Annotated in this window: 19 protein-coding genes and 1 pseudogene; 8 read left to right on the plus strand and 12 right to left on the minus strand. The window is 63.4% G+C overall.

All coding sequences use genetic code 11. The features are described from left to right. Positions 1 to 110 (plus strand): annotated as a pseudogene (locus tag YH3_RS37255) (M56 family peptidase); the annotation flags it as partial. On the opposite strand, the gene YH3_RS02750 reads toward YH3_RS37255, so the two are convergent. Beyond that, complete coding sequence (locus tag YH3_RS02750) at positions 111 to 755, minus strand: thioredoxin domain-containing protein (RefSeq protein ID WP_064442954.1); 645 nt, start codon at positions 753 to 755, stop codon at positions 111 to 113. Positions 756 to 881: 126 nt separating this feature from the next. Here YH3_RS02750 and YH3_RS02755 point away from each other — a divergent pair, with 126 nt between their 5' ends. Continuing rightward, positions 882 to 1,823 (plus strand): cytochrome c oxidase assembly protein, encoded by a 942-nt coding sequence (locus tag YH3_RS02755; RefSeq protein ID WP_064442955.1) that lies wholly within the window; start codon positions 882 to 884, stop codon positions 1,821 to 1,823. 11 nt (positions 1,824 to 1,834) lie between these two features. Here YH3_RS02755 and YH3_RS02760 read toward each other — a convergent pair whose 3' ends face one another. The 5 genes from YH3_RS02760 to YH3_RS02780 form a co-directional block, all read right to left on the minus strand. After that, a complete protein-coding gene (locus tag YH3_RS02760; protein WP_064442956.1) occupies positions 1,835 to 2,380 on the minus strand; it encodes a ferritin in 546 nt (181 codons plus the stop codon). 37 nt (positions 2,381 to 2,417) lie between these two features. Further along, on the minus strand, positions 2,418 to 2,888 hold the full coding sequence (locus YH3_RS02765) for a hypothetical protein (protein ID WP_007736008.1): 471 nt from the start codon (positions 2,886 to 2,888) through the stop codon (positions 2,418 to 2,420). A 99-nt stretch (positions 2,889 to 2,987) separates the two neighbouring features. Continuing rightward, positions 2,988 to 3,899: an LCP family protein gene (locus tag YH3_RS02770; protein WP_064442957.1), complete on the minus strand. Its 912-nt coding sequence runs from the start codon at positions 3,897 to 3,899 to the stop codon at positions 2,988 to 2,990. 363 nt (positions 3,900 to 4,262) lie between these two features. Continuing rightward, positions 4,263 to 5,084 carry a CPBP family intramembrane glutamic endopeptidase gene (locus YH3_RS02775; protein WP_003945405.1) on the minus strand — a complete coding sequence of 274 codons (822 nt, stop codon included), beginning with the start codon at positions 5,082 to 5,084 and terminating at the stop codon, positions 4,263 to 4,265. A 10-nt stretch (positions 5,085 to 5,094) separates the two neighbouring features. Beyond that, complete coding sequence (locus tag YH3_RS02780; protein ID WP_007736014.1) at positions 5,095 to 5,874, minus strand: DUF2470 domain-containing protein; 780 nt, start codon at positions 5,872 to 5,874, stop codon at positions 5,095 to 5,097. 139 nt (positions 5,875 to 6,013) lie between these two features. Here YH3_RS02780 and YH3_RS02785 point away from each other — a divergent pair, with 139 nt between their 5' ends. From YH3_RS02785 to YH3_RS02795, 3 genes are read left to right on the plus strand one after another with little or no spacing between them, the layout of a single operon-like run. Then, a complete protein-coding gene (locus YH3_RS02785; protein WP_064442958.1) occupies positions 6,014 to 6,652 on the plus strand; it encodes a hypothetical protein in 639 nt (212 codons plus the stop codon). Between the two features lie 31 nt (positions 6,653 to 6,683). Then, positions 6,684 to 7,598, plus strand: coding sequence for a prephenate dehydratase (gene pheA, locus YH3_RS02790; RefSeq protein ID WP_007736017.1), 915 nt, complete (start codon positions 6,684 to 6,686; stop codon positions 7,596 to 7,598). Next, on the plus strand, positions 7,595 to 8,263 hold the full coding sequence (locus YH3_RS02795; protein WP_007736019.1) for a histidine phosphatase family protein: 669 nt from the start codon (positions 7,595 to 7,597) through the stop codon (positions 8,261 to 8,263). The genes pheA and YH3_RS02795 overlap by 4 nt, the downstream gene beginning before the upstream one ends. 9 nt (positions 8,264 to 8,272) lie before the next feature. On the opposite strand, the gene YH3_RS02800 is transcribed toward YH3_RS02795, so the two are convergent. From YH3_RS02800 to YH3_RS02825, 6 genes are all read right to left on the minus strand, one after another. Continuing rightward, positions 8,273 to 10,375 (minus strand): acyltransferase family protein, encoded by a 2,103-nt coding sequence (locus YH3_RS02800; protein WP_064442959.1) that lies wholly within the window; start codon positions 10,373 to 10,375, stop codon positions 8,273 to 8,275. A gap of 40 nt (positions 10,376 to 10,415) precedes the next feature. After that, positions 10,416 to 11,234: an ESX secretion-associated protein EspG gene (locus tag YH3_RS02805; RefSeq protein ID WP_050657020.1), complete on the minus strand. Its 819-nt coding sequence runs from the start codon at positions 11,232 to 11,234 to the stop codon at positions 10,416 to 10,418. Next, a complete protein-coding gene (locus YH3_RS02810; protein ID WP_064442960.1) occupies positions 11,234 to 12,472 on the minus strand; it encodes a PPE domain-containing protein in 1,239 nt (412 codons plus the stop codon). The genes YH3_RS02805 and YH3_RS02810 overlap by 1 nt, the downstream gene beginning before the upstream one ends. A 60-nt stretch (positions 12,473 to 12,532) precedes the next feature. Continuing rightward, positions 12,533 to 12,832 carry a PE family protein gene (locus YH3_RS02815; protein WP_003945399.1) on the minus strand — a complete coding sequence of 100 codons (300 nt, stop codon included), beginning with the start codon at positions 12,830 to 12,832 and terminating at the stop codon, positions 12,533 to 12,535. Positions 12,833 to 12,966: 134 nt separating this feature from the next. Next, positions 12,967 to 13,317 (minus strand): metallopeptidase family protein, encoded by a 351-nt coding sequence (locus YH3_RS02820; protein ID WP_007736028.1) that lies wholly within the window; start codon positions 13,315 to 13,317, stop codon positions 12,967 to 12,969. Positions 13,318 to 13,320: 3 nt separating this feature from the next. Continuing rightward, positions 13,321 to 14,427 (minus strand): septum formation family protein, encoded by a 1,107-nt coding sequence (locus tag YH3_RS02825; RefSeq protein ID WP_003945397.1) that lies wholly within the window; start codon positions 14,425 to 14,427, stop codon positions 13,321 to 13,323. A 70-nt stretch (positions 14,428 to 14,497) separates the two neighbouring features. Here YH3_RS02825 and YH3_RS02830 point away from each other — a divergent pair, with 70 nt between their 5' ends. The 3 genes from YH3_RS02830 to YH3_RS02840 all read left to right on the plus strand — a co-directional run bounded on the left by YH3_RS02830 (position 14,498) and on the right by YH3_RS02840 (position 19,791). Continuing rightward, entirely contained in the window at positions 14,498 to 14,893 is a 396-nt protein-coding gene (locus YH3_RS02830) for an ankyrin repeat domain-containing protein (protein ID WP_003945404.1), read from the plus strand. 65 nt (positions 14,894 to 14,958) lie between these two features. Next, a complete protein-coding gene (gene serS, locus YH3_RS02835) occupies positions 14,959 to 16,212 on the plus strand; it encodes a serine--tRNA ligase (protein WP_007736032.1) in 1,254 nt (417 codons plus the stop codon). Between the two features lie 363 nt (positions 16,213 to 16,575). Continuing rightward, positions 16,576 to 19,791, plus strand: a complete 3,216-nt coding sequence (locus tag YH3_RS02840) for an Ig-like domain-containing protein (RefSeq protein ID WP_064443458.1) — start codon at positions 16,576 to 16,578, stop codon at positions 19,789 to 19,791. The last annotated feature ends 102 nt before the right edge of the window (positions 19,792 to 19,893 follow it).

Genomic DNA, 19,893 nt, shown 5'->3' on the forward strand with positions numbered 1-19,893 from the left:
GGCGACTGACCTGCGCGGTGGCGGCCTGTGCGCCGGCCGCTGTCACGACGGCCGTTGCCGCAGCCGTGACGGTGGCCGTCTCCGCGGGGATCTGCGCTGTTCTGACCTGATCATTCTCCCAAGGCCGAATCGATCTGGGCTTTCAACTGCTCGTAGCTCGGCATCTGGTCCAGCTTCACGTCGTTGAGGAACAGCGTCGGAGTACCTTGGACGCCGAGGCGTCGGCCTTCTTCGAAGTCGCGCTCGACCCGCTCGCGGACGCCGCGGCTGCCGAGGTCGGATTCGAATCGGGCCATGTCAAGTCCGAGATCTTGTGCGTAGGAACGGAACAGCGCCTCCTGTGATTCGGCGGATTCACCCCATTGCGACTGCGTCTCGTACATTCGCTTGTACATCTCGACGAATTTGCACTGGCGAGATGCGGATTCGACGACCTGCGCCGCGAGAGTGCTGTTGGTGTGACTCGGAATCGGAAAGTATCTGATGCCGAACGTGATTCGACCCTCGTACTCCGCTCTGATCCGCTCCATCGTCGGGTACAGCGCGAGGCAGGCTTCGCATTCGAAGTCGAGGAACTCGACCAGGTTCACCTTGCCGTCGGCGGCCGAGGTCAATCGGTACGCGTCGTCGGTGAGGACGGCGGTGGATTGTGCTGCCCGATCGGCGTTCTCGTTGTCTGCCCGAATCGGATCGACGGTGATGAACGTGATCAGTGCTACCGCGAACACCGCGATCAGGGCGGCGGATATCTTCATGCTTCTGGACACTGCTGTGCACCTGTACCTTCCGTCGAATTCCTAAATACTATCCAACATAGTAGTTAGGTGTAGAGTCGACGGTACCCGCATGGAGACGAAGGAGGACCCGCCGGTGAAGCGTTCGTGAATGACACGCCGCCGCCGTCGATCGGGCAGATGCTGGAGTGGGATGCCTCATCCCTCCCGCTTCTTCCTGCCCTGGGAGTTGTTCTTGCACTCTGGTATTGGACTGGCGCTCAGCGAGTTCGCGCGAGTGGGCGACCATGGCCGTGGCATCGGACAGCGTGTTTCCTCGGTGGGTGCCTGCTGCTGATCGCGGTGACCGGACTGAAGGTCGAGAGCTACGGCTACGAACTCTTCAGCGTCTGGATGTTCCAACACCTGACGCTCTCGATGGCGATCCCGCCGCTCTGGGTACTGGGCTCGCCGGGACTGCTGCTACTACGTTCGACGCCGCACCGAGGAATAGGAAAAGGCATTCTCGCGCTTGCCCTCTCGGCATTGCGTAGCCCACCGGCGCGGTGGATGCTGCACCCCGGGTTCACGATCCCGGTATTTCTGTTCAGCTACTACGGGATCTACCTGTCGCCGATCTTCGACACCGTCTCGGCGTCACCGGCTGGACACGTCTTTCTCGAAATCTTCTTTCTCGCCAGCGGTCTGCTCTTCATCATGCCGGTGCTCGCCACCGGCCCACTGCCGGTGCGACAGAGCTACCTCGGCCGGTGTTTCGACCTGTTCGTGGAGATGCCGCTGCACGTGTTCATCGGCGTCGTACTCATGATGGCGACAAAGCCGCTGCTGACCACGTTCGTGGATCCGCCTCCCGAGTGGGGCGTGGACGTGATGCAGGATCAGCAGCTGGCGGGCGCCCTCGCGTGGTCGTACGGAGAGCCCGTCGCGCTGGTGGTGGTCGTGATCTTCGCGATGCGCTGGAACCGCGACGACAAACGGATGAATGCCGACCTGGACCGCCGCGCCGAGATCGACGGCGACAGTGATCTTGAGGCGTACAACAATTTCCTCAGATCACTGAACGCCGCCGAGCGGCCTGAGACTCGGTAGGCCGGTGGCCCTCAGACGCCGCCGCCGGCGGGCGTCGGCGCCATTGCATCGGCAGCGGCCGGGGGGTTCATCTCGCGTGCGACAAACGTTTCGAGGTGGAACAGGTTGTCGCCGGCGCGGTCGACGATGGTGAGAAGTGTTGTCATGCTTGCCACTTCCTCGACCTGTTCCTTGAGGAACCACTGCATGAACTGCTCGCCCAGGTAGTCGCCGGTATCGCGCGCGGTGCGTGCCAGCTGCGTGATCTGCTCCGTGACCGTCTTCTCCTGCTCGAGTGCCAACTCGACCGGAGCCCGGACACTGTCGAACTTCGTCACGACGTCGTCGATGCCCGGAACGTCCACGTCGAGGTCGTTGTCGAGCAGGTACTGGATCATCATCATCGCGTGACCGCGTTCCTCGGTGGCCTGGCTGTAGAAGCGCGCGGCCATCTGCGGAAGATCGTGTGCATCGAAGTACACCGCTACCGCGATGTACTGCTGCGATGCAGTGAACTCGTTACGGATCTGCTGACGCAGCAGAGTGGTGAATTCGCTCGAGTTCTTCGCCTGTGTCATCCCAACAGGTTACTGGGTCGTCGCCGCTGAGAGGGAGCTACTTCTTGTCGAGCTGATCGATGACGAAGCCCACAGTTTCCGGTCGGTACCCGTAGACGAACGAGTCCTTTTCGCCGACGTACCAATCGCCGCACTGCAAAGAACTGCCCTTCTCGACCCCCGTCGGCCACCACTGTGCGGACAACGATGCGGGACGAGTTTCGACGGTGGGTCGTGCGATGCAGCTGTTGTGATCTATCTCCGCGATGTTCGCAGTCATTCGCAGGATGCGTTCGTTGCCGGTGGTGCGGATGACCTCGTCGATACCCGTCGCGCCGGCGGGAACCCAACTCGGCAGTGTGTCGATTCCGTTGGATGCTTGTGCAAAAGAGAAGGTTTCGGTTTTCTTGTACGCCTTGGAGTCGTCGAACTTCTCGAAGGTTCCGGAGCAGGACGTCACGAGTGCAGCAGCTCCGACGGCGGCGGCAACGACGGCGAGAGTGCGGAATCGGCGGTGTGTTGTGTTCATACCTTCACGGTATTTTTCGGCCGCCGATTCCGCGTCCTGCCGGAAAGCGATTTGTTCGCCGGGCTTGTCCTCCCGCGGTACTACCGGAACTCAGGGCGATTACCCCGTGGTGATCAGATCCTGTGGAATCTGCCGATCGTTGGCCAGGGCGTCGAAGAACTGCGAAGCGCGCGCCTTGTCCCACAACAACACGTTGCCCGACCCGTCCACGTCCTCGAAACCGGCGACCGGAACCGTCGTGGTGGTCATTCCGCCGCGAAGCGCCCAGGCGAGTGAGGCCAGATTCCAGATGTGATCGCCTTCGTCGACCTGTAGAGATTTGGCGGTATCGGAGACGAGTGGCCACAACCGGAACGGATTGAGGAACGTGGTCGGACTCGTCGCCTTCGACAGCAACGCCGACATGAACTGGCGCTGGTTGTTCATGCGGTCGAGGTCGGCGAGCGCCGTCGCGCGAGTTCGCACGAACCCGAGTGCATCCGAACCCTTCAAGTCCTGGCATCCGGCGGGGAGGTTGATCCCGGCCAGCGGATCGTCGATCGGCTGTGCCAGGCACACGTTGACGCCACCGACGGCGTCGACGATGCCGGCGAACCCGCTGAATCCGATCTCGGCGTAGTGGTCGATGCGAAGCCCCGTTGCCTCTTCGACGGTCTGCACCAGCAATGGAGCGCCACCGAAGGCGAAGGCGGCGTTGATCTTGTCGGAGCCGTAGCCGGGGATGGGAACGTACGAATCGCGAGGGATGCTGACCATGGTCGTCTTCCCACTTTTGGGGACGTGGACCAAGATGACCGTGTCAGTGCGCTTGGGACCGGTGTCACCGCCCGTCGCAAGGGCTTGCTCCTGCTCTGGGGTGAGCCCCTCACGACTGTCGGAGCCGACGATCAGCCAGTTCGTGCCCGGAGTATCGGCGACGCGTCCCGCGTAGTCGGGCAGCGCGTCGATTCGATTGAGCGAACTGTCGACGTAATAGAGCGCGCCGGCCAGCGCGAGCAGCAAGACCAACAACGTGATGCCGATACGTTTACCCCAGCTACGACGCTTGCGGGGGCGTCGCTGCTTCGGAGGTTCTGGAGGGCGCGGCGGGGCGTTCGGCGGGGTTCGGCGCGGCGGTGCGGGCGCGTACTTCCCTGTGACCAGGCCTGATTGGCCGGATTCTGCTGCTGCGGGCGTCCGTCGCGGCGAATGACCGTCGGCCCTTCCGGCGGCATCGGTGGACGCCGCTGCGGGGGTGGGCCCTGACGGGGTGGATTCTGGCGTGGAGGGTTCTGCCTCGGAGGCATCGGTCCACGCGGAGGTGGCCCTGGCGGCTGGCGCCGCGGAGGGCGCTGAGGATATTCGGAGTCGCCGGTCACCAGTTCACGGTACCGGTCACGGCAGCCAGGAGACGTGATCGCGCAGGAGGGCGTAACCGATGAACGCCACCATGTCGATGAGAGCGTGGGCGATGACCAGCGGCCAGAGTTTCCCGGTGCGCTGCCAGTACCGGCCGAACACGAGCCCCATGATCACGTTTCCGACGCCGCCACCGAACCCCTGATAGAGGTGGTAACTGCCGCGCAGGAGTGACGACGCGAGCAGTGATTTGTTCTCGCTCCAACCCAGCGTTCGGAGGCGAGTGATCAGGTAGGCGACGACCAGCACCTCTTCGGCACCGGAGTTCGCGATCGCGGACAGTACGAGGATCGGCACCCGCCACCAGTGATCGTCGAGCGCACTGGCCTGGACGGTGAGGTTGATGCTCAGGGCCTGAGCCACGAGATAGAACAGCAGACCGGGGAGACCGATCACAGCGGCGAGGCCGAATCCCGGAGCGATGTCGCGCCCGAATCGAGGCTTGGGGGTCAGTCCCGCAGCACGTGGACCGATCCCCGAACGCCACAGTAGATAGAGTCCCAGCGCTGCCCACGCGAGAAGCTTTGCGACGCCCAGCAATTGGCGCGCCAGGTCGATCCAGTCGATGGCGGCCCGCGACGGGTTGAGTGCAACCGTCTGATCCGAGAGCGCAACCGGCGTCGCCAAGGATTCGGCGAGCGAGAGGATCCCGGACAATCCGCTGAGTCCGAAGGTGACCAGCAGGACGATCGTGATCTCGATCCAGACTCCGCGTCTGGCGGCCGGATCGAGGGCCGGGCCGGCCGGGACGGGAGTCGGCGGCCGTAACCAGGTGCGGACGGTTTCGCGGGCATTCACCCGCGCAACGCTAGCCGTTTGATGCGCCGCCCGATCGGAGGCCGTTGAGGAAAGGGCACCCGACCAGCATGCGGATGGCGCGGCTCAGCGCGGGAGCGTCGTCGACGGGGTTGGCGAACGGCATCCACACGTCGCGGTCACCGGTGTGATCCTCGACCCGCAGGCGAAGTCCGTAGCGGTCGATGCCGAGTGGGCGAACGCGTCCGGTGCGCATGTACGGGGGAAGCTTGCGTACGAGCAGGTCCACGAGGTCGCGGTGGTCTTCGTCGAGATGCTGCAGCCATGCGGTCTCCATTTCCCAGAACGGATCGGGGCTGGCGTTCAGCAGTTCGTCCACGGCAACGGGTTCTGCCCCCGTTGAATCAGCGACTACAGCCGAGGCCAGGCTCAAGCGAAGGAGGACCGAGGTGTGGCCGATGTCGAGGAGTCCCGGGTGTGGATGTTCGGATGCGACGTCGTCGGCGAGAACGCGTGCCTCGTAGTCGGGCACAGCGTGCAACGAGCCGCGAAGCCACACGAGGGAGCGCACGGGCTCACGCAGACGCAGTGGTGCGTGATCGGTGATCTCGAGGACGGCAGGCAGGCCGCCGCCGCCGGAGTTCCAGGCCAGGGCCGCAGCTGCGGAGGCATGTGGGACTGCAACGACGACGTCACCGTTCGAACGCAGGTGATGCACCGACGTGGCGGTGGGATCGCTGCCTTCGATGGCGAGAACTGCGTCTTGTGCGCGCACACAGGCGCTGCGGACGCGTTCGGCGGTGGACGGGCCGGTGCTGGTCTTCGTTGCCATGCTGCCCCCTTGGCGGGTGTTCTCTCGAACTCCATCGGATGATGAGGTAACCCTAACCTAAGGTGCTTCAGTGTGAATCGCAAGACTTTTGCGCAACTCGCGTGGAATCCGCCGCCTGCGCCGGGGTTACGGTTTGTCTGTGGCCATTCCTCTCTCACTCGGGCTGCCCGCCCCGAGAAACTCGCGCGGACTCCTCGAAGCACTCTTTCTCCCGGTTGTTCCGGCGTCGGCTCTGATCGGTGGCGAAGCAGCAGGCCGGGTTGTCGTCCGTCTCGATATCGATCCGGAAGAACTGCGTGCGGACACGGAAGCGTCGTACGAGGCCGTCCGTTTCGACGTCGACGTCACCACCGACCAGATCGACGACGCGATCGCGCTGCGCCTGCCCGCTCCGCTCGCTGTGTACGTCGACGGCGGCGAAGAGGATCTGACACCCGCTGAAGCGGCGCTGCGTCTGTGCGAAGGTGGCCGGATCCCCGGACTCGCCGCCGGTCTTACGCCCACCGAAGTGGCTGATTTCCTGGCGGTACTCGCGCACGAGTCCGTCGGTTTCGTAGCCCGCGCGGCCGACGGCGACGAGGTGGTCGCCCTGCTGTGTGGCACCGTCGCTGCACTGCGCGGCGACGACGTGCGCGCCGCGATGGTCGATCCGAAGCCGGAAAAACTTGCCGCGCTGATCCCCGAAGCCGCGTCGGCCATGCGTGAGGTGCTGCTCACGATCGAGGTCGCGGATCTGCCTGCAGTGGAAACGGCTTTGCGTGCCGCGGGTTTGCAGTGACCGGCGTGGGTCGGTGCGTAATCTTTTAGGCGTGCCAAGAATCGCGTATTTCGGTCCGTCGGGAACCTTCACGGAGATAGCTCTCGCCCAGTTGGAGGCTGAGGGCGCGTTCGGCGAAACCGTCGAGCGAGTACCGGCCGGCAGTCCGCCGGCGACTCTCGACATGGTTCGCGACGGTTCCGTGGACGGAGCCGTGGTTCCCTTCGAGAACTCGGTGGAAGGCGGCGTAGCTCCGACGCTCGATTCACTCGCTCTCGGTTCGCCGCTGCAGATCGTCGCCGAAACCGATCTGGACGTGAGTTTCTCCATCCTGGTTCGGGCCGGGACCACCGCCGATCAGGTCCGAACGATCGGCGCGTACCCGCATGCGGGCGCGCAGGTCCGCGGATGGATCGCCGAGAACCTGCCCCAGGCCGAGGTGGTGTTGGCCTCGTCCAACGCCGGTGCGGCCCTGGATGTGCAGGCCGGAACCGTCGACGCCGGTGTGTCCACGGCTTTGGCCGGTCAGATGCTCGGACTCGAGAGCCTGGCGGACAACGTCGCCGATGTAGGCGGCGCCCGCACACGTTTCGTGTTGGTCACCAAGCCGGCCCCGGTTCCGGCGCGGACCGGTGCCGATCGCACCGCGCTGGTGCTTCACCTCGACAACGCTCCCGGCTCCCTGGTGCGTGCACTCTCCGAATTCGCCGCTCGCGGTATCGATCTGACTCGGATCGAATCACGGCCGATGCGAACGGAATTGGGCACGTACCGGTTCTTCGTGGACTGCGTCGGACACGTCGAGGACTCGCTGGTGGCCGAGGCGATGCGTGCGCTGCATCGTAAATCCGGAGTCCGCTTCCTGGGGTCGTGGGCGACAGCGAATTCGACCGGGCCACAACCTCCTTCGGACGAAGAAGCGATTCGGTGGATCGACGAACTCAAGCATGGAGGGGGAGAACGATGACCGGAAGGCTCATCCTCGTTCGGCACGGTCAGACGGAGGCGAATGTCGCCAAACGTCTCGACACCGCACTACCCGGAGCAAAGCTCACGCCGGAAGGGTTGGCACAGGCCGAGACTTTGGGCATCGGCCTGGCTTCGGCGCCGCCGCTGGCACTCGTATCGTCGTTGGCTTTGCGTGCCCGGCAGACAGCAGGTTTCGTGGAGCAGGCCGCCGGTGTCTCTCTGGACGTGCGGGACGGATTGCACGAGGTGCAGGCCGGTGACCTCGAAGATCGTACCGACGAGGCCGCGCACCGACTGTTCATGGAGACGTTCCATCACTGGCACACCGGCAACCTCGGCGCTCGCATCCCCGGTGGTGAAACGGGATACGACGTCCTGGAGCGGTACGTCCCCGTCGTCAATTCGTTGCGCGAAGAATTTCTCGAAGGCTCACGAGACGGCGGCGACATCGTCGTGGTCAGTCATGGTGCGGCGATCCGTCTTGTCGCAGCCCAGCTTGCCGGTGTCCCCGGTCTGTTCGCAGCCAACAACCACTTGGCCAACACCGAGACCGTCGAACTGTTGCCTTCGGTCGACGGCGGTTGGGAGTGCCTGCGCTGGGGAACCGTCAACCCGCCGTTCGAGCACCGACTCATCCCCGGTGCCGACGACGTGATGGGCTGACGGCCGGCTTCACCACCAACCGGTCTGGACGCTCAGTTGGCGCCCGAGTTCAGCGGACAGCGTGCTCACGTAGCTGGCTGTCAGGTGGTGGGAATCGTGATACACCAACACATTTCCCTCCACGACGCGGCACAACTCCGGTCCGCAGACGCCGTCGCTGAGGTCGAGTAGACGGACGTTGGTCAGATCGCCGATCGCCGACGGCGCCGGATTGACGTCGCTGAGCATTTCGGACCGTGGCATCGCGCAGTGATCGGGTGACGTGGTTGTCGCCAGACAGTCGATCGCGCGGTAGGCGACGCCGTCGTGGTGCAACCACGGGGTATCGCGGATGGCGAGCACGTCGATACCGTCGCGCCCCAGTTCCTCCCACACGTGTACGTAAGACTCGGGCGTCACGTCGCCAGGGCCGTCGGAACTCGGCCTGGTTGCCGTCGTGAACACGAAATCGGGTGAGGCGTCGGCCAACTCGGTCAGCACTCCACGCGACCAGTCGACGCAATCCGGATAGTCGTTGTCCGACAACGTCTGCATGGAGTCGATGGTGAGCGGGCAGCCCATCTTCAGATACGTGTCGACGCGGAACCCGTGACTCTTGCCGAGTTCGTCGAGCGCAGTGAGCCAGTGCTCGGAGTGCGAACCACCCGCGAGCGCGATGGTTCTGTCGGCGTCGGCGTCGCCGTAGGTGCAGTGGACGACGTCCCGCTCGAGAAAATCGGCGATACAGCCGTCGAGCGTACTGGCCGGAAGGTCCAGTGGCGCATCGAAGATCGAGGGAACCATCGACGCCTTGGGTACTTCGGCACCGTCGGTGAGCGCGAGTGCGCCGGGATGGGTCGGGAGGTCGAGGGTGTCGACTGCCCGCTGGCCCGTCGTCTGGCTGCTCGCGTACGACTGCCAGGCGACCGAAGCGGCGAGGACCACGGCAGCGGTGACGACGCATGCCAGGACGGTGTACCGGCGCGAGCGGCCTCCACGTTCCACCGGAACCTCGATCAGGCGCCGGAGTGCAAGCGCCCCCGCGACGGAGAGGGCGATGATCAGTGCCCCGCCGAGCAGGCCGGCTTCGGGGCGTCCGGTGATGACGAGTGCAAACACCAGAATCGGCCAGTGAATCAGGTACAGCGCGAATGCGAACGAGCCGAGCCACGTCAGTGCCGGATGGGCAAGAGTCTTCGACGTCCAAGGCGTGTCGTCGCCGACTCCGGACAGGATCAGCGCAAGAGTGGCCAGCACCGGCACCAGCGCCCACGGGCCGGGGAACTGCTGGGCGCCGTCGAGCACTATGCCGCACAACAGGATCGACGAAAGCCCCGCCCAGCCGATCGTTGCTCTGACCGAGAACGGCAGGGATGCGATCTGCCGACTGCGTGTGCTGGTCATCAGAACGGCCAGCAGACCACCGAGGGCCAATTCCCACAACCTGGCGCCGGAGTCGTAGTACGCCCAGGCTTGGTGACGCGAAGATTTGGCGAGTGCGTAGAGAAAAGATCCTGCGGTCAGAACCAGAAGGGTGACCGCGAGTGACGGGCGGAAATAGTTGGGATTCACGCGTGAAGCGACATAAGCGATCACGGAGACCAGTGCGATGGCCAGGAGATAGAACTGACCTTGTACGGCCATCGACCACAGGTGCTGCAGGGGAGTGACCGAGCCGTCGGCGGCCAGGTAGTCGCTTGCGGTGCTGGCGAGCTGCCAGTTCTGGAAGAACCCGAGCACCGCGATCAGTTGATCGCCCAGATCGGCCCAGCGTGTGCGTGGCAGCAGCAACGCGGTCCCCAGTGCGGTCAAAATGCTGACCACCGCGATCAGGGGGAACAGCCGCAGAAACACCCGCCGCAGTGCCGGGACCGGGTTGAGTGAACCCCCGGCTTCGGCGCGTCGAACCAGTGAGCCGACGAAGAAGTATCCGGACAGAACCAGGAAGACGTCCACCCCGCCCGATACCCGTCCGAACCAGACGTGGAATACGACCACCAAACCGATGGCGAGGCCACGCAGTCCGTTCAGGTCTTGTCGGTGCGGTGTTGTTGCCCGTTCTTCGTTCGGCCGGTCGATCGTGGCGACCGAGCCTTGTTCGCCCGGTGACGACGGTTGACGCGAGAACTGCATGCTGAAGTAAGGCTCCGGGCGTTGAAGGGACGCCCCGAGGTTACCCGGAAGTCTCCGGCGCCGATTCCTCGAGTTCCGTTACCAGAGCGTTCACGGCTTGTCGGAGGCGATGGGGTGTTCCGGAACTGATGGACGTCCACTCGGTGCCGTCGGCAGCCCGAGTAGTCGAACCCACGAGCCGGCCGGCCAAGGTGTCGTACACAGTCACTGCGCCGGTCATGAGCGTCGTCGCTCCCAAACTGTGTGGTATTCCAACCAATTCGGCGAAGGCGGTGCATGAGACGATTGCGCTACCCAGTTGGCGCGCGTCGTCTTCGGGTATTCCGGCGTTGATCAAGGCCGAGGTTACGCTGCCTGCATCCGGGCCGGCGCCGAATGCCAGGCTGAGCATCTCGGTCGGTGCGTTGATCACGGCAATCGGCATTGCTTCGGCGCTGCCGAGCGCGGTGACAACGGGTGCAGCTGGTTCGGTTGTGACACTGCGTAATGCGAACGAAGAATCGGTTGAAGTTGCTTCGACACAAAGGAATTCGCCCTGCGCGACGCAGAGGCGTGAAATGCTTCCGCCGACATGCCGACGCAGCGCCAACTCCCACTTGGGGTGGGTCAGGACGCGCAGGCGGGCACTGAGGTCGTGATGGATCTCCCCACCGGGGAGGAGATCGCGCTCGGAGAGTGAATCTGCCGCGGACTGCATCGCCGTACGGTGAGCGCTCGCACTGCCGTGAACCGTCGCGCCACCGAGAACCACGGGAAGCCCATCGAGTCCGAGTCGCTCACGTACATAGTCGATTTCGTCCTGTGACAGGGCGACGACAGGTAAATTCCACCCCTCAGGTGAGGTGCCGAGATCCACCATCAATGCTCTGCAGTTTCGAGTGCGCCACCGATCACGGACGGGATGACTGTTCGGCCGTCGGCGAAGTGCTCGAAGTGCTTCAGGTAATCGGGTGTGTCGTGCTCGGTCTCGTCTTCAGATTGGGCCGCATGACGGCCGCCGGCGATCGGCGCAGATCCGCCTGCGGTTCGGGCCGGATCCACCTTGACGGTATCCGCGGTGCCCTGAACCGGCGAGGTCACGGGGTTCTGGCGTGTGGCGCTCTGGCCGGTGGAGGGATCAGGAAGAGCGTGCCGACCGGTGCTGCTGCTCGACGACGAGCCCGCGATTGCTCCGGCTCCGGTAGTCGCGGAAGCTGCGCTGACCTGTGCCGGTGCCCGGCTTGCCGACGGGGTGCCGAACAGTGATGGTGTGGAAGCGCCGAGTCTTGCGCCGCCGAGTCCGGTGAGTCGTGCTCCTGCCGTCGCGAGAGCTGATGCGGCAGTGGTGGCGCCTGTGACTGCGGTGGTGGTGGCGCTGGCTGCGGTGGCAACTCCACCGGAGATGGCACCGGCCTGTGAGGCAGCGGCGGCAAATACCGGGTTGGAAACTACGGATGCGACAGCAGCGGTGGCGGCGCGCACGGGATCCGCGATTGCGTCAGCGAGCGTGGATGCCGCTTGCACGACGGACTGTCGTGCGGCGCTGCCTGGGCTTTCGGCCGAAGCGGATGCCCCAGCTGTGGGTTCCGCGATGGACGGTGGTGAGTCGAAGTTCTGCTGCACGGCCAGATGGGCCGTTGCGGCGTCGTACGTTTCCATTGTCACCGCCGCTCGAATTTTGAGAGCTTCTTCGGCAGCCTCGGCGGCGGCGGCACCGCCGACCAGGGCACCGCCGATGGAGTACGCGGCGACCTTTGCCGCTTGAACTGCCGCGATCTCCGCCAGCGACGGCATGGCCAGGGTGGCGAAGGTGTAGGAACCGGACTGTACTTGGGCCTTACCTGCAGTTTCTCCCGCGAGCAACGCGGCCGCTGCAGCCCATTCCTGGAACGGTGCGAATTTGCTCAATGCGGCATCCGCTGCTTCTCCGGACCACCCGGTGCGAAGATCCGCCATCACGCGAGAGATGGACGCAGCGGTGTCGGTGAGTCCGGACGACACGGTGGACCAGGCTCCGGCCGCCACGCCGAGAGGGACCGGCCCGGCTCCGGCGACCAGTGCTGCGGAGTTGGGTGCTGCGCCCCGTGGATACCAGATGACGCCGGTGATGCCGACCATTGTTCTTCCCCCCAGGAAGTGTGACTGTGTTGCCGAGTTACCGAGTTCGATTTCTGTCGATCAGATCGGTGCGGCTGCCAGGCTGGACTTGGTGAGCTGGTCTTCGAGCTCGTAGGCAGCTGCATTCTTGCGCAGAGCTGCCGCAGCCGCGGTGAGCTCCTCGATTGCCCGATCGGTGGACGAGGCAAGGCTGCCCGAAATGGTGTTGAAGTAATTTGCCGCGCTACCGGACACTTCTTCGGATCCCGCTGGGAGAACGCGTAGCGTCGGCTGCGCAGTAGAGACGATTCCGCGCAATCGCGTCGCCGCAGACTCGAGTTCCATTGCGGCGGCAACTAGGGCTTGAGGGTCGACGTGCATAGTGCCGAACTCCTTCCTGACCAGGGCGGATAAGTGGTCGGGAGGCCGTGCGCACAGCCGTCGATATCCCCCCGCACATACTTTGATGCCTACCGCCCGCTTTTGGTTCCCCCCGAAATCGGACGACTTTGCCCTCAGCCCCAGCCGAGTTCGTGCAATCTGTCTTCTTCGATGCCGAAATAGTGCGCGATCTCGTGGATGACGGTCACGGCAACCTCGTGAACAACCTCGTCCTCGGATGCGCAGATGTCGAGTATCGAATCGCGGAAAATAGTGACCGTGTCCGGCAGGTACCCACCGTAATGAGAATCCCGCTCGGTCAGAGCGACGCCCTGATACAAACCGAGCAGCCCCGGCTCTTCCTCGTCACGTGCTTCGACAAGCACCACGACATTGTCGATTGCCTTGGCAAGTTCGGGCGGAATCAGATCGAGCGCCTCGCCGACCAGTTCCTCGAACCGGTCGGGCGTCATAGTTACCGTCATGGCTTACGACGGCGGAGCTGCGCCGGGCAACGGCGTCGGCAACGACCGACCTTCCGGTGCAGCGGGTGGCGGGACCGGAGCGGCGCCGTTGATCAGGATGTCGCCCTTGGCGCTTCCGGTGATCGCGGCAAACCCGCCGGTTTCGACCTCTTTCCCGATCGAACAATTGACTCGGCGGCTGCCGGCCAACCAGCTTTCCAGTGAAATGTTGTCCCAGAACAGTGTCAGCGTCTTGTCGCGAAGCGCGTCTGCGGAACCAAGGTACTCGTTGGACGCCTGAGTGCAGACGCCCTCGAGATAGCGGTCCTGATCTTCGACCGACGGCATTGCGCCCGGGAATTGAGTGCCGAGGTCTATCACCGAAATAACTTCGTATGCATGCGGTTTCGCGCAATCGACCGGATCGGTCGGGAGGTTCTGGTTGATGCCGATGCAAGTGCCGACGTCCCACACGTTCGACTGGTCCTGGTCCGCCACGCGGCCAACGAACGGTTGTAGCTCGCCGGTCGTGGTCGAGAACTGCAACCCGCAACGCAGTGCGCGCTCGCCCGAAGCCCAACCCGATTCGCTCGGGAACATCAGGCCGACGCTGAACTTGCCCTTGGGATCGAACTTCGAATCGAGGTAGGACATGACGATGGGTGTGCAGTGCTCGTCGCGTAGTTCGGCGAACCGAAGGGCGCCCGGGTACCGGGAACCGGGGCCGAACTCGGCGCCGGGGAACACCGAGAGGTCGAGTGGTCCGGCAACCTCGAAGCGGTGTTCAGTTCCGCACTGAACCTTTGACATGTCCGTGCGGTCCCCGCCCGACTCGGTCGCAGGCGTCCAGTTGAGGCAGTCGCCGGCCGCAGCCGCGGTGAAGGCGTCGTCGCGAGTAGATCCCGTCGCTGCGGGACCGCCACCACTGACACTGACCGAGGACGAGTCGTCCTTGTTCAATCCACCGGAAATCGCGATCGTTGCGATCGCGGCGACCACCGCACCTACCGCCACGGCAGCCAGGACCCGACGGGTGCGACTCGCGGAGACAGTTTTCTTCGCCGGCGTCCCCTGGGGATCTGCCGGATCTGGCGACTTCTCGATCTTGTCTTCGGACATCGATTCCATCATGCCTGTTGCCGTGGCGATATCGAACCTTCACTACAAAACTCACAATCGCGTCTGTGAGTATTTTGTAGTCATGAGCGAAAACACCCCACTCGATCCCGAGGCTGTCGAGCTGGCGGGCCGGCTCTTCGACATGGCACGAACCGGTGATGCAGCCGGGCTGGCGTCGTACGTCGATGCCGGAGTTCCCGTCAATCTGACCAACGAGAGTGGCGACACGCTCGTCATGTTGGCGGCGTACCACGGTCACGCTGACGCCGTCGTTGCCCTGATCGAGCGCGGCGCCGACGTCAACCGGCCCAACGACAAGAACCAGACGCCCCTTGCCGGAGCGGTCTTCAAGGGCGAGGATGCGGTGGTGAAAGCGCTGGTGAGCGGGGGAGCCGACCCGAAAGGTGGACACCCGACGGCGGTCGACGCGGCTCGGATGTTCGGACGCGAGGACTACCTGAGTCTGCTCGAATCGTGATCTCCCCCTCTCCGACGTGGACGTGACCGTCGGAGAGCTGCAGTGAGTGGGTAAAGTTCGAAGTCGTGATTGACCTCAAGTTTCTCCGTGAGAACCCCGAAATCGTCCGCGAGTCGCAGCGCACCCGTGGAGAAGATCCAGGACTGGTCGACGCTCTGCTCGAAGCCGACGCGTCCCGACGCGCTGCCGTTCTGACCGGAGACAACCTCCGCGCAGAGCAGAAGGCCTTCGGCAAGAAGGTCGGACAGGCATCTCCGGAGGAGCGTCCCGCACTGCTCGAAGGTTCCAAGGAACTGGCGGCAAAGGTCAAGGAAGCCGAGGCCGCGCAGCACGAGGCGCAGGCCGCGCTCGACGCCGCACACCGCGCGATTTCCAACGTCGTACAAGAAGGTGCGCCGGCCGGCGGCGAGGACGACTACATCGTTCTCGAACACGTCGGTGAGATTCCGAAGTTCGACTTCGAGCCGAAGGATCACCTCGAGCTGGGCGAGTCGCTCGGCCTGATCGACATGGAACGCGGCGCCAAGGTTTCGGGTTCACGCTTCTACTTCATGACCGGCTACGGAGCCATGCTCCAGCTCGGACTGCTGCAGTTGGCGGCGCAGAAGGCGATCGCCAACGGATTCACGATGATGATTCCGCCGGTGCTCGTACGCCCGGAAATCATGGCGGGCACCGGCTTCCTCGGTGCTCACTCGGACGAGATCTACCACTTGCAAGATGACGACCTGTACCTCGTCGGAACTTCCGAGGTACCCATGGCCGGCTACCACTCGGGCGAGATCCTCGAACTGAACGAAGGCCCGAAGCGCTACGCCGGTTGGTCCTCGTGCTTCCGCCGCGAGGCCGGAAGCTACGGCAAGGACACCCGCGGCATCATCCGTGTCCATCAGTTCGACAAGGTCGAGATGTTCACGTACTGCCGTCCCGAGGACGCCGACGCCGAACACCAGCGTCTCCTAGGGTGGGAGCGAGACATGTTGGCAGCCATCGACGTTCCGTACCGCGTGATCGACGTCGCCGGCGGAGACCTCGGTTCTTCGGCTGCGCGTAAGTTCGACTGCGAGGCATGGGTCCCGACGCAGGGCACCTACCGCGAGCTGACATCGACGTCCAACTGCACGACGTTCCAGGCCCGCCGCCTCGGAGTTCGGTACCGCGACGAGAACGGCAAGCCGCAGACGGCCGCCACTCTCAACGGCACCTTGGCTACGACGCGCTGGATCGTGTCGATTCTCGAGAACCATCAGCAGGCCGACGGCTCGGTGCGAGTGCCCGAGGCATTGGTGCCGTTTGTCGGCACGGATGTGCTTCGCTGACACGCTGAACCAACACAATCAGGGCCGCGACGGACTCCGTCGCGGCCCTTTTCGTACTTTCGTACTGGTAGGTTTGGAACTTTTTCTGAACTGACGAAATATCAACTTTTTCCCGCCGATTGGCGCGGTGACCACCAAAAGCGTTGTCGATGGGCCGCTTTGGCGATAGTTTTGCGTTCAATCGAGTTTCCATACCCTGCTTTTCCATCCCGCGTCTGGTGATACGAGGGTGAGTCCGGGGTGAATTGGACAAGTGTCTTGCCAAAAGTAGTACACGTACTAGTTTTTTCGTTATGTTGTGACGGCGCGCACACGTTTTGTCCGAATCCACTGCTCATGTTTGCCCTTCCGAAGGAAGTGCCCATGCCCCAAATCTCTCAGTTGCGGCGATTCGCCGTGCCCATAACCGGAACCGCCATGGTCGCCGGAATGCTGCTGGTCGGCACGCCCGCGTCAGCTGCTATCTCGACCACCGGTTTCAAAACAGCGTGCGTTGCCGGATCGATTATCGGAGACGTCCACAAGGTCACCGACAACCTCATCACGGTCGACGCCCCGGCTTCTGTCCAGCCCGGCGAGACTTTCACCTACCGAATTCAGCCGAGCGGAACGTCATATCCGGACAAGGACTCCGGAGCGACTACTACGAACTTGTCACGTCTGAAAATCGACTATGCCATCCCGAGCAATGCGACGTACGTTTCCGCTACCGTCGTCGCAGGTACCTCCATCGGACTCGACAATGTCGCACCGAATGTTCTCAGAGTCAACGATTCTGGCAATGTCGACGGCAGCGGCGGGATCCTGCGGTTGTCAGGAAACAACCAGGTGATCGGCAACAGTCCGACGACGAGCACGAACTCGGAGGGTGGAATTCGAGTACCGAAGTCCAAGAAGAACCTCGATGGCTCGACAAACGGCAACGGAGACACGTGGTTCCGACTTCCCGCAGTCGACGTAACAATGGTCGCTGGTGCGACGGGAGTGATCCAGCCGAAGGTGAGGACCGCGGGTGCGGCCGGCAACCTCGGTGCCAGCGAAAACTTCAGCACTCAGCTCGCAAAGGCGAGTTTCCTTGGTACACAGTGGGCTCCGACCCGGTGCTCGCCTCGCGAGAACAAGGACACCACGCCTCTCAACGCTGGTGCAGGTCCACTCGCGACGATCAGCATTGCTTCGGCTCCGGTGGATGTCGAGACCACGACGTCACTCTCGGTTCCGGCTACTGCCATCACAGGTACGGCGGTTGATCTGACGGCGACGGTTGCTCCGAACAATGCTGTCGGCACGGTGCAGTTCAAGTCGAACGGCACGGCGATCGGTTCACCGGTGACGGTGACTGGCGGTGTTGCGACATTGAGCCATGCGTTCGATGCTGCTGGTGCTCAGAGTGTTACGGCTGATTTCACTGCTGGTGCTGGCTTTGTGAGTTCGTCGGCGTCGGCTCAGACGGTGACCGTTTCTGATCCGGCTCCGGTGGATGTGGAGACGACGACGTCGCTCTCGGTTCCGGCGACTGCCGTCACGGGTACGGCGGTTGATCTGACGGCGACGGTTGCTCCGAATACTGCTGTCGGTACGGTGCAGTTCAAGTCGAACGGCACTGCAATCGGTTCCCCGGTCACGGTGAGTGGCGGTGTTGCGACTCTGTCGCACGCGTTCGATGCTGCTGGTGCGCAGAGTGTTACGGCTGATTTCACCGCTGGTGCAGGGTTTGTGAGTTCGTCGGCGCCGGCTCAGACGGTGACCGTTTCTGATCCGGCTCCGGTGGATGTGGAGACCACGACGTCACTCTCGGTTCCGGCGACGGCGATCACGGGTACGGCTGTTGATCTGACCGCTACCGTGGCTCCGAATACTGCTGTCGGTACGGTGCAGTTCAAGTCGAACGGCACGGCAATCGGCTCCCCGGTCACGGTGACTGGCGGTGTTGCGACTCTGTCGCACGCGTTCGATGCTGCTGGCGCTCAAAGCGTTACGGCTGACTTCACCGCTGGTGCAGGGTTCGTCAGCTCGTCGGCGCCTGCTCAGACGGTGACCGTGTCGGATCCGGCTCCAGTGGATGTGGAGACCACGACGTCGTTGTCGGTTCCCGCGACTGCCATCACGGGTGCGGCGGTTGATCTGACGGCGACGGTTGCTCCGAACAATGCTGTCGGCACGGTGCAGTTCAAGTCGAACGGCACGGCAATCGGCTCCCCGGTCACGGTGACTGGCGGTGTTGCGACTCTGTCGCACGCGTTCGATGCTGCTGGTGCTCAGAGTGTTACGGCTGATTTCACTGCTGGTGCTGGCTTTGTGAGTTCGTCGGCGTCGGCTCAGACGGTGACCGTGTCTGATCCGGCTCCGGTGGATGTGGAGACGACGACGTCGCTCTCGGTTCCGGCGACTGCCGTCACGGGTGCGGCGGTTGATCTGACGGCGACGGTTGCTCCGAATACTGCTGTCGGTACGGTGCAGTTCAAGTCGAACGGCACGGCAATCGGCTCCCCGGTGACAGTCACGTCGGGTGTTGCGACGCTCTCGCATTCGTTCGATGTTGCTGGTGCGCAGAGTGTTACGGCTGACTTCACCGCTGGAGCTGGGTTTGTGAGTTCGTCGGCGCCTGCTCAGACGGTGACGGTGTCCGATCCGGCTCCGGTGGATGTGGAGACGACGACGTCACTCTCGGTTCCGGCGACTGCCGTCACGGGTGCGGCGGTTGATCTGACGGCGACGGTTGCTCCGAACAATGCTGTCGGTACGGTGCAGTTCAAGTCGAACGGCACGGCCATTGGTTCACCGGTGACAGTCACGTCGGGTGTTGCGACGCTCTCGCATTCGTTCGATGTTGCTGGTGCACAAAGTGTTACCGCTGACTTCACCGCTGGTGCTGGGTTTGTGAGTTCGTCGGCGCCTGCTCAGACGGTGATGGTGTCGGATCCGGCTCCGGTCGACAAGGCGACAAAGACGGTGCTGAGTGTTCAGGGTGAAGCCAAGGTCGGACTGCCTGTTGATCTCTTCGCGACAGTGTCCGAAGATCCCTCGGACGCCCTGGTGCCTTCCGGCGGAACGGTCCAGTTCAAGATCGGTGGAGTCGATCTGGGCGCCCCGGTCGCGGTTGTTGACGGAGTTGCCAAGCTCCCGCACGTCTTCGGAGCAGAAGGCACCTTTGCAGTCTCGGCTGTATTCAGTGGATCCGGTGTGTTCACGTCGTCCACTGCGGAGTCTGTCGACGTCAATGTCACGGTTCCGACCCCGTCGGATGTCGAAAGCTCTACGTCGTTGACGGCTCCGTCCTCGGCAAAGGTCGGCACGGCGGTGCAGCTGAAGGCTGTGGTCAGTTCTTCCGGCGCGACGTCGGGAACCGTCCAGTTCTTCGACGGAACGACTCCGATCGGAACTGCCGTTGATGTTGTCGGTGGGCAGGCCGTGCTGAGCCACACCTTCACCACGACCGGCAACCATTCGATCACCGCGGTCTACAGCGGAGCCCAGGGCGTCACGGGTTCCACGTCGACTGCATCGGTTGTGAACGTCGGTAACGGGGGTGGTGGCTCCGGTTCGCTCGGTTCGCTGTCGCTGCCGTTCGGTTCATGATTCTCCGATGATGTGATGCCCCCTTGCGCCCATAGGTGCAAGGGGGCATTGCTCTTCGGGAATCGCTGATCGGTCGTTAGCTGAACTATTGGCAATTCGTGA

The organism is Rhodococcus sp. YH3-3 (assembly GCF_001653035.1).
In the GTDB taxonomy this organism is placed as follows: Bacteria; Actinomycetota; Actinomycetes; order Mycobacteriales; family Mycobacteriaceae; genus Rhodococcus_F; species Rhodococcus_F qingshengii.

Bases quoted from the DNA above. Each gene is read 5' to 3' on its own strand.
- YH3_RS02750 (WP_064442954.1), bottom strand. From the start codon at position 755: ATGAAGATATCCGCCGCCCTGATCGCGGTGTTCGCGGTAGCACTGATC.
- YH3_RS02760 (WP_064442956.1), bottom strand. From the start codon at position 2,380: ATGACACAGGCGAAGAACTCGAGCGAATTCACCACTCTGCTGCGTCAG.
- YH3_RS02765 (WP_007736008.1), bottom strand. From the start codon at position 2,888: ATGAACACAACACACCGCCGATTCCGCACTCTCGCCGTCGTTGCCGCC.
- YH3_RS02780 (WP_007736014.1), bottom strand. From the start codon at position 5,874: ATGGCAACGAAGACCAGCACCGGCCCGTCCACCGCCGAACGCGTCCGC.
- YH3_RS02795 (WP_007736019.1), top strand. From the start codon at position 7,595: ATGACCGGAAGGCTCATCCTCGTTCGGCACGGTCAGACGGAGGCGAAT.
- YH3_RS02800 (WP_064442959.1), bottom strand. From the start codon at position 10,375: ATGCAGTTCTCGCGTCAACCGTCGTCACCGGGCGAACAAGGCTCGGTC.
- YH3_RS02805 (WP_050657020.1), bottom strand. From the start codon at position 11,234: ATGGTGGATCTCGGCACCTCACCTGAGGGGTGGAATTTACCTGTCGTC.
- YH3_RS02810 (WP_064442960.1), bottom strand. From the start codon at position 12,472: ATGGTCGGCATCACCGGCGTCATCTGGTATCCACGGGGCGCAGCACCC.
- YH3_RS02815 (WP_003945399.1), bottom strand. From the start codon at position 12,832: ATGCACGTCGACCCTCAAGCCCTAGTTGCCGCCGCAATGGAACTCGAG.
- YH3_RS02820 (WP_007736028.1), bottom strand. From the start codon at position 13,317: ATGACGGTAACTATGACGCCCGACCGGTTCGAGGAACTGGTCGGCGAG.
- YH3_RS02825 (WP_003945397.1), bottom strand. From the start codon at position 14,427: ATGATGGAATCGATGTCCGAAGACAAGATCGAGAAGTCGCCAGATCCG.
- YH3_RS02830 (WP_003945404.1), top strand. From the start codon at position 14,498: ATGAGCGAAAACACCCCACTCGATCCCGAGGCTGTCGAGCTGGCGGGC.
- YH3_RS02840 (WP_064443458.1), top strand. From the start codon at position 16,576: ATGCCCCAAATCTCTCAGTTGCGGCGATTCGCCGTGCCCATAACCGGA.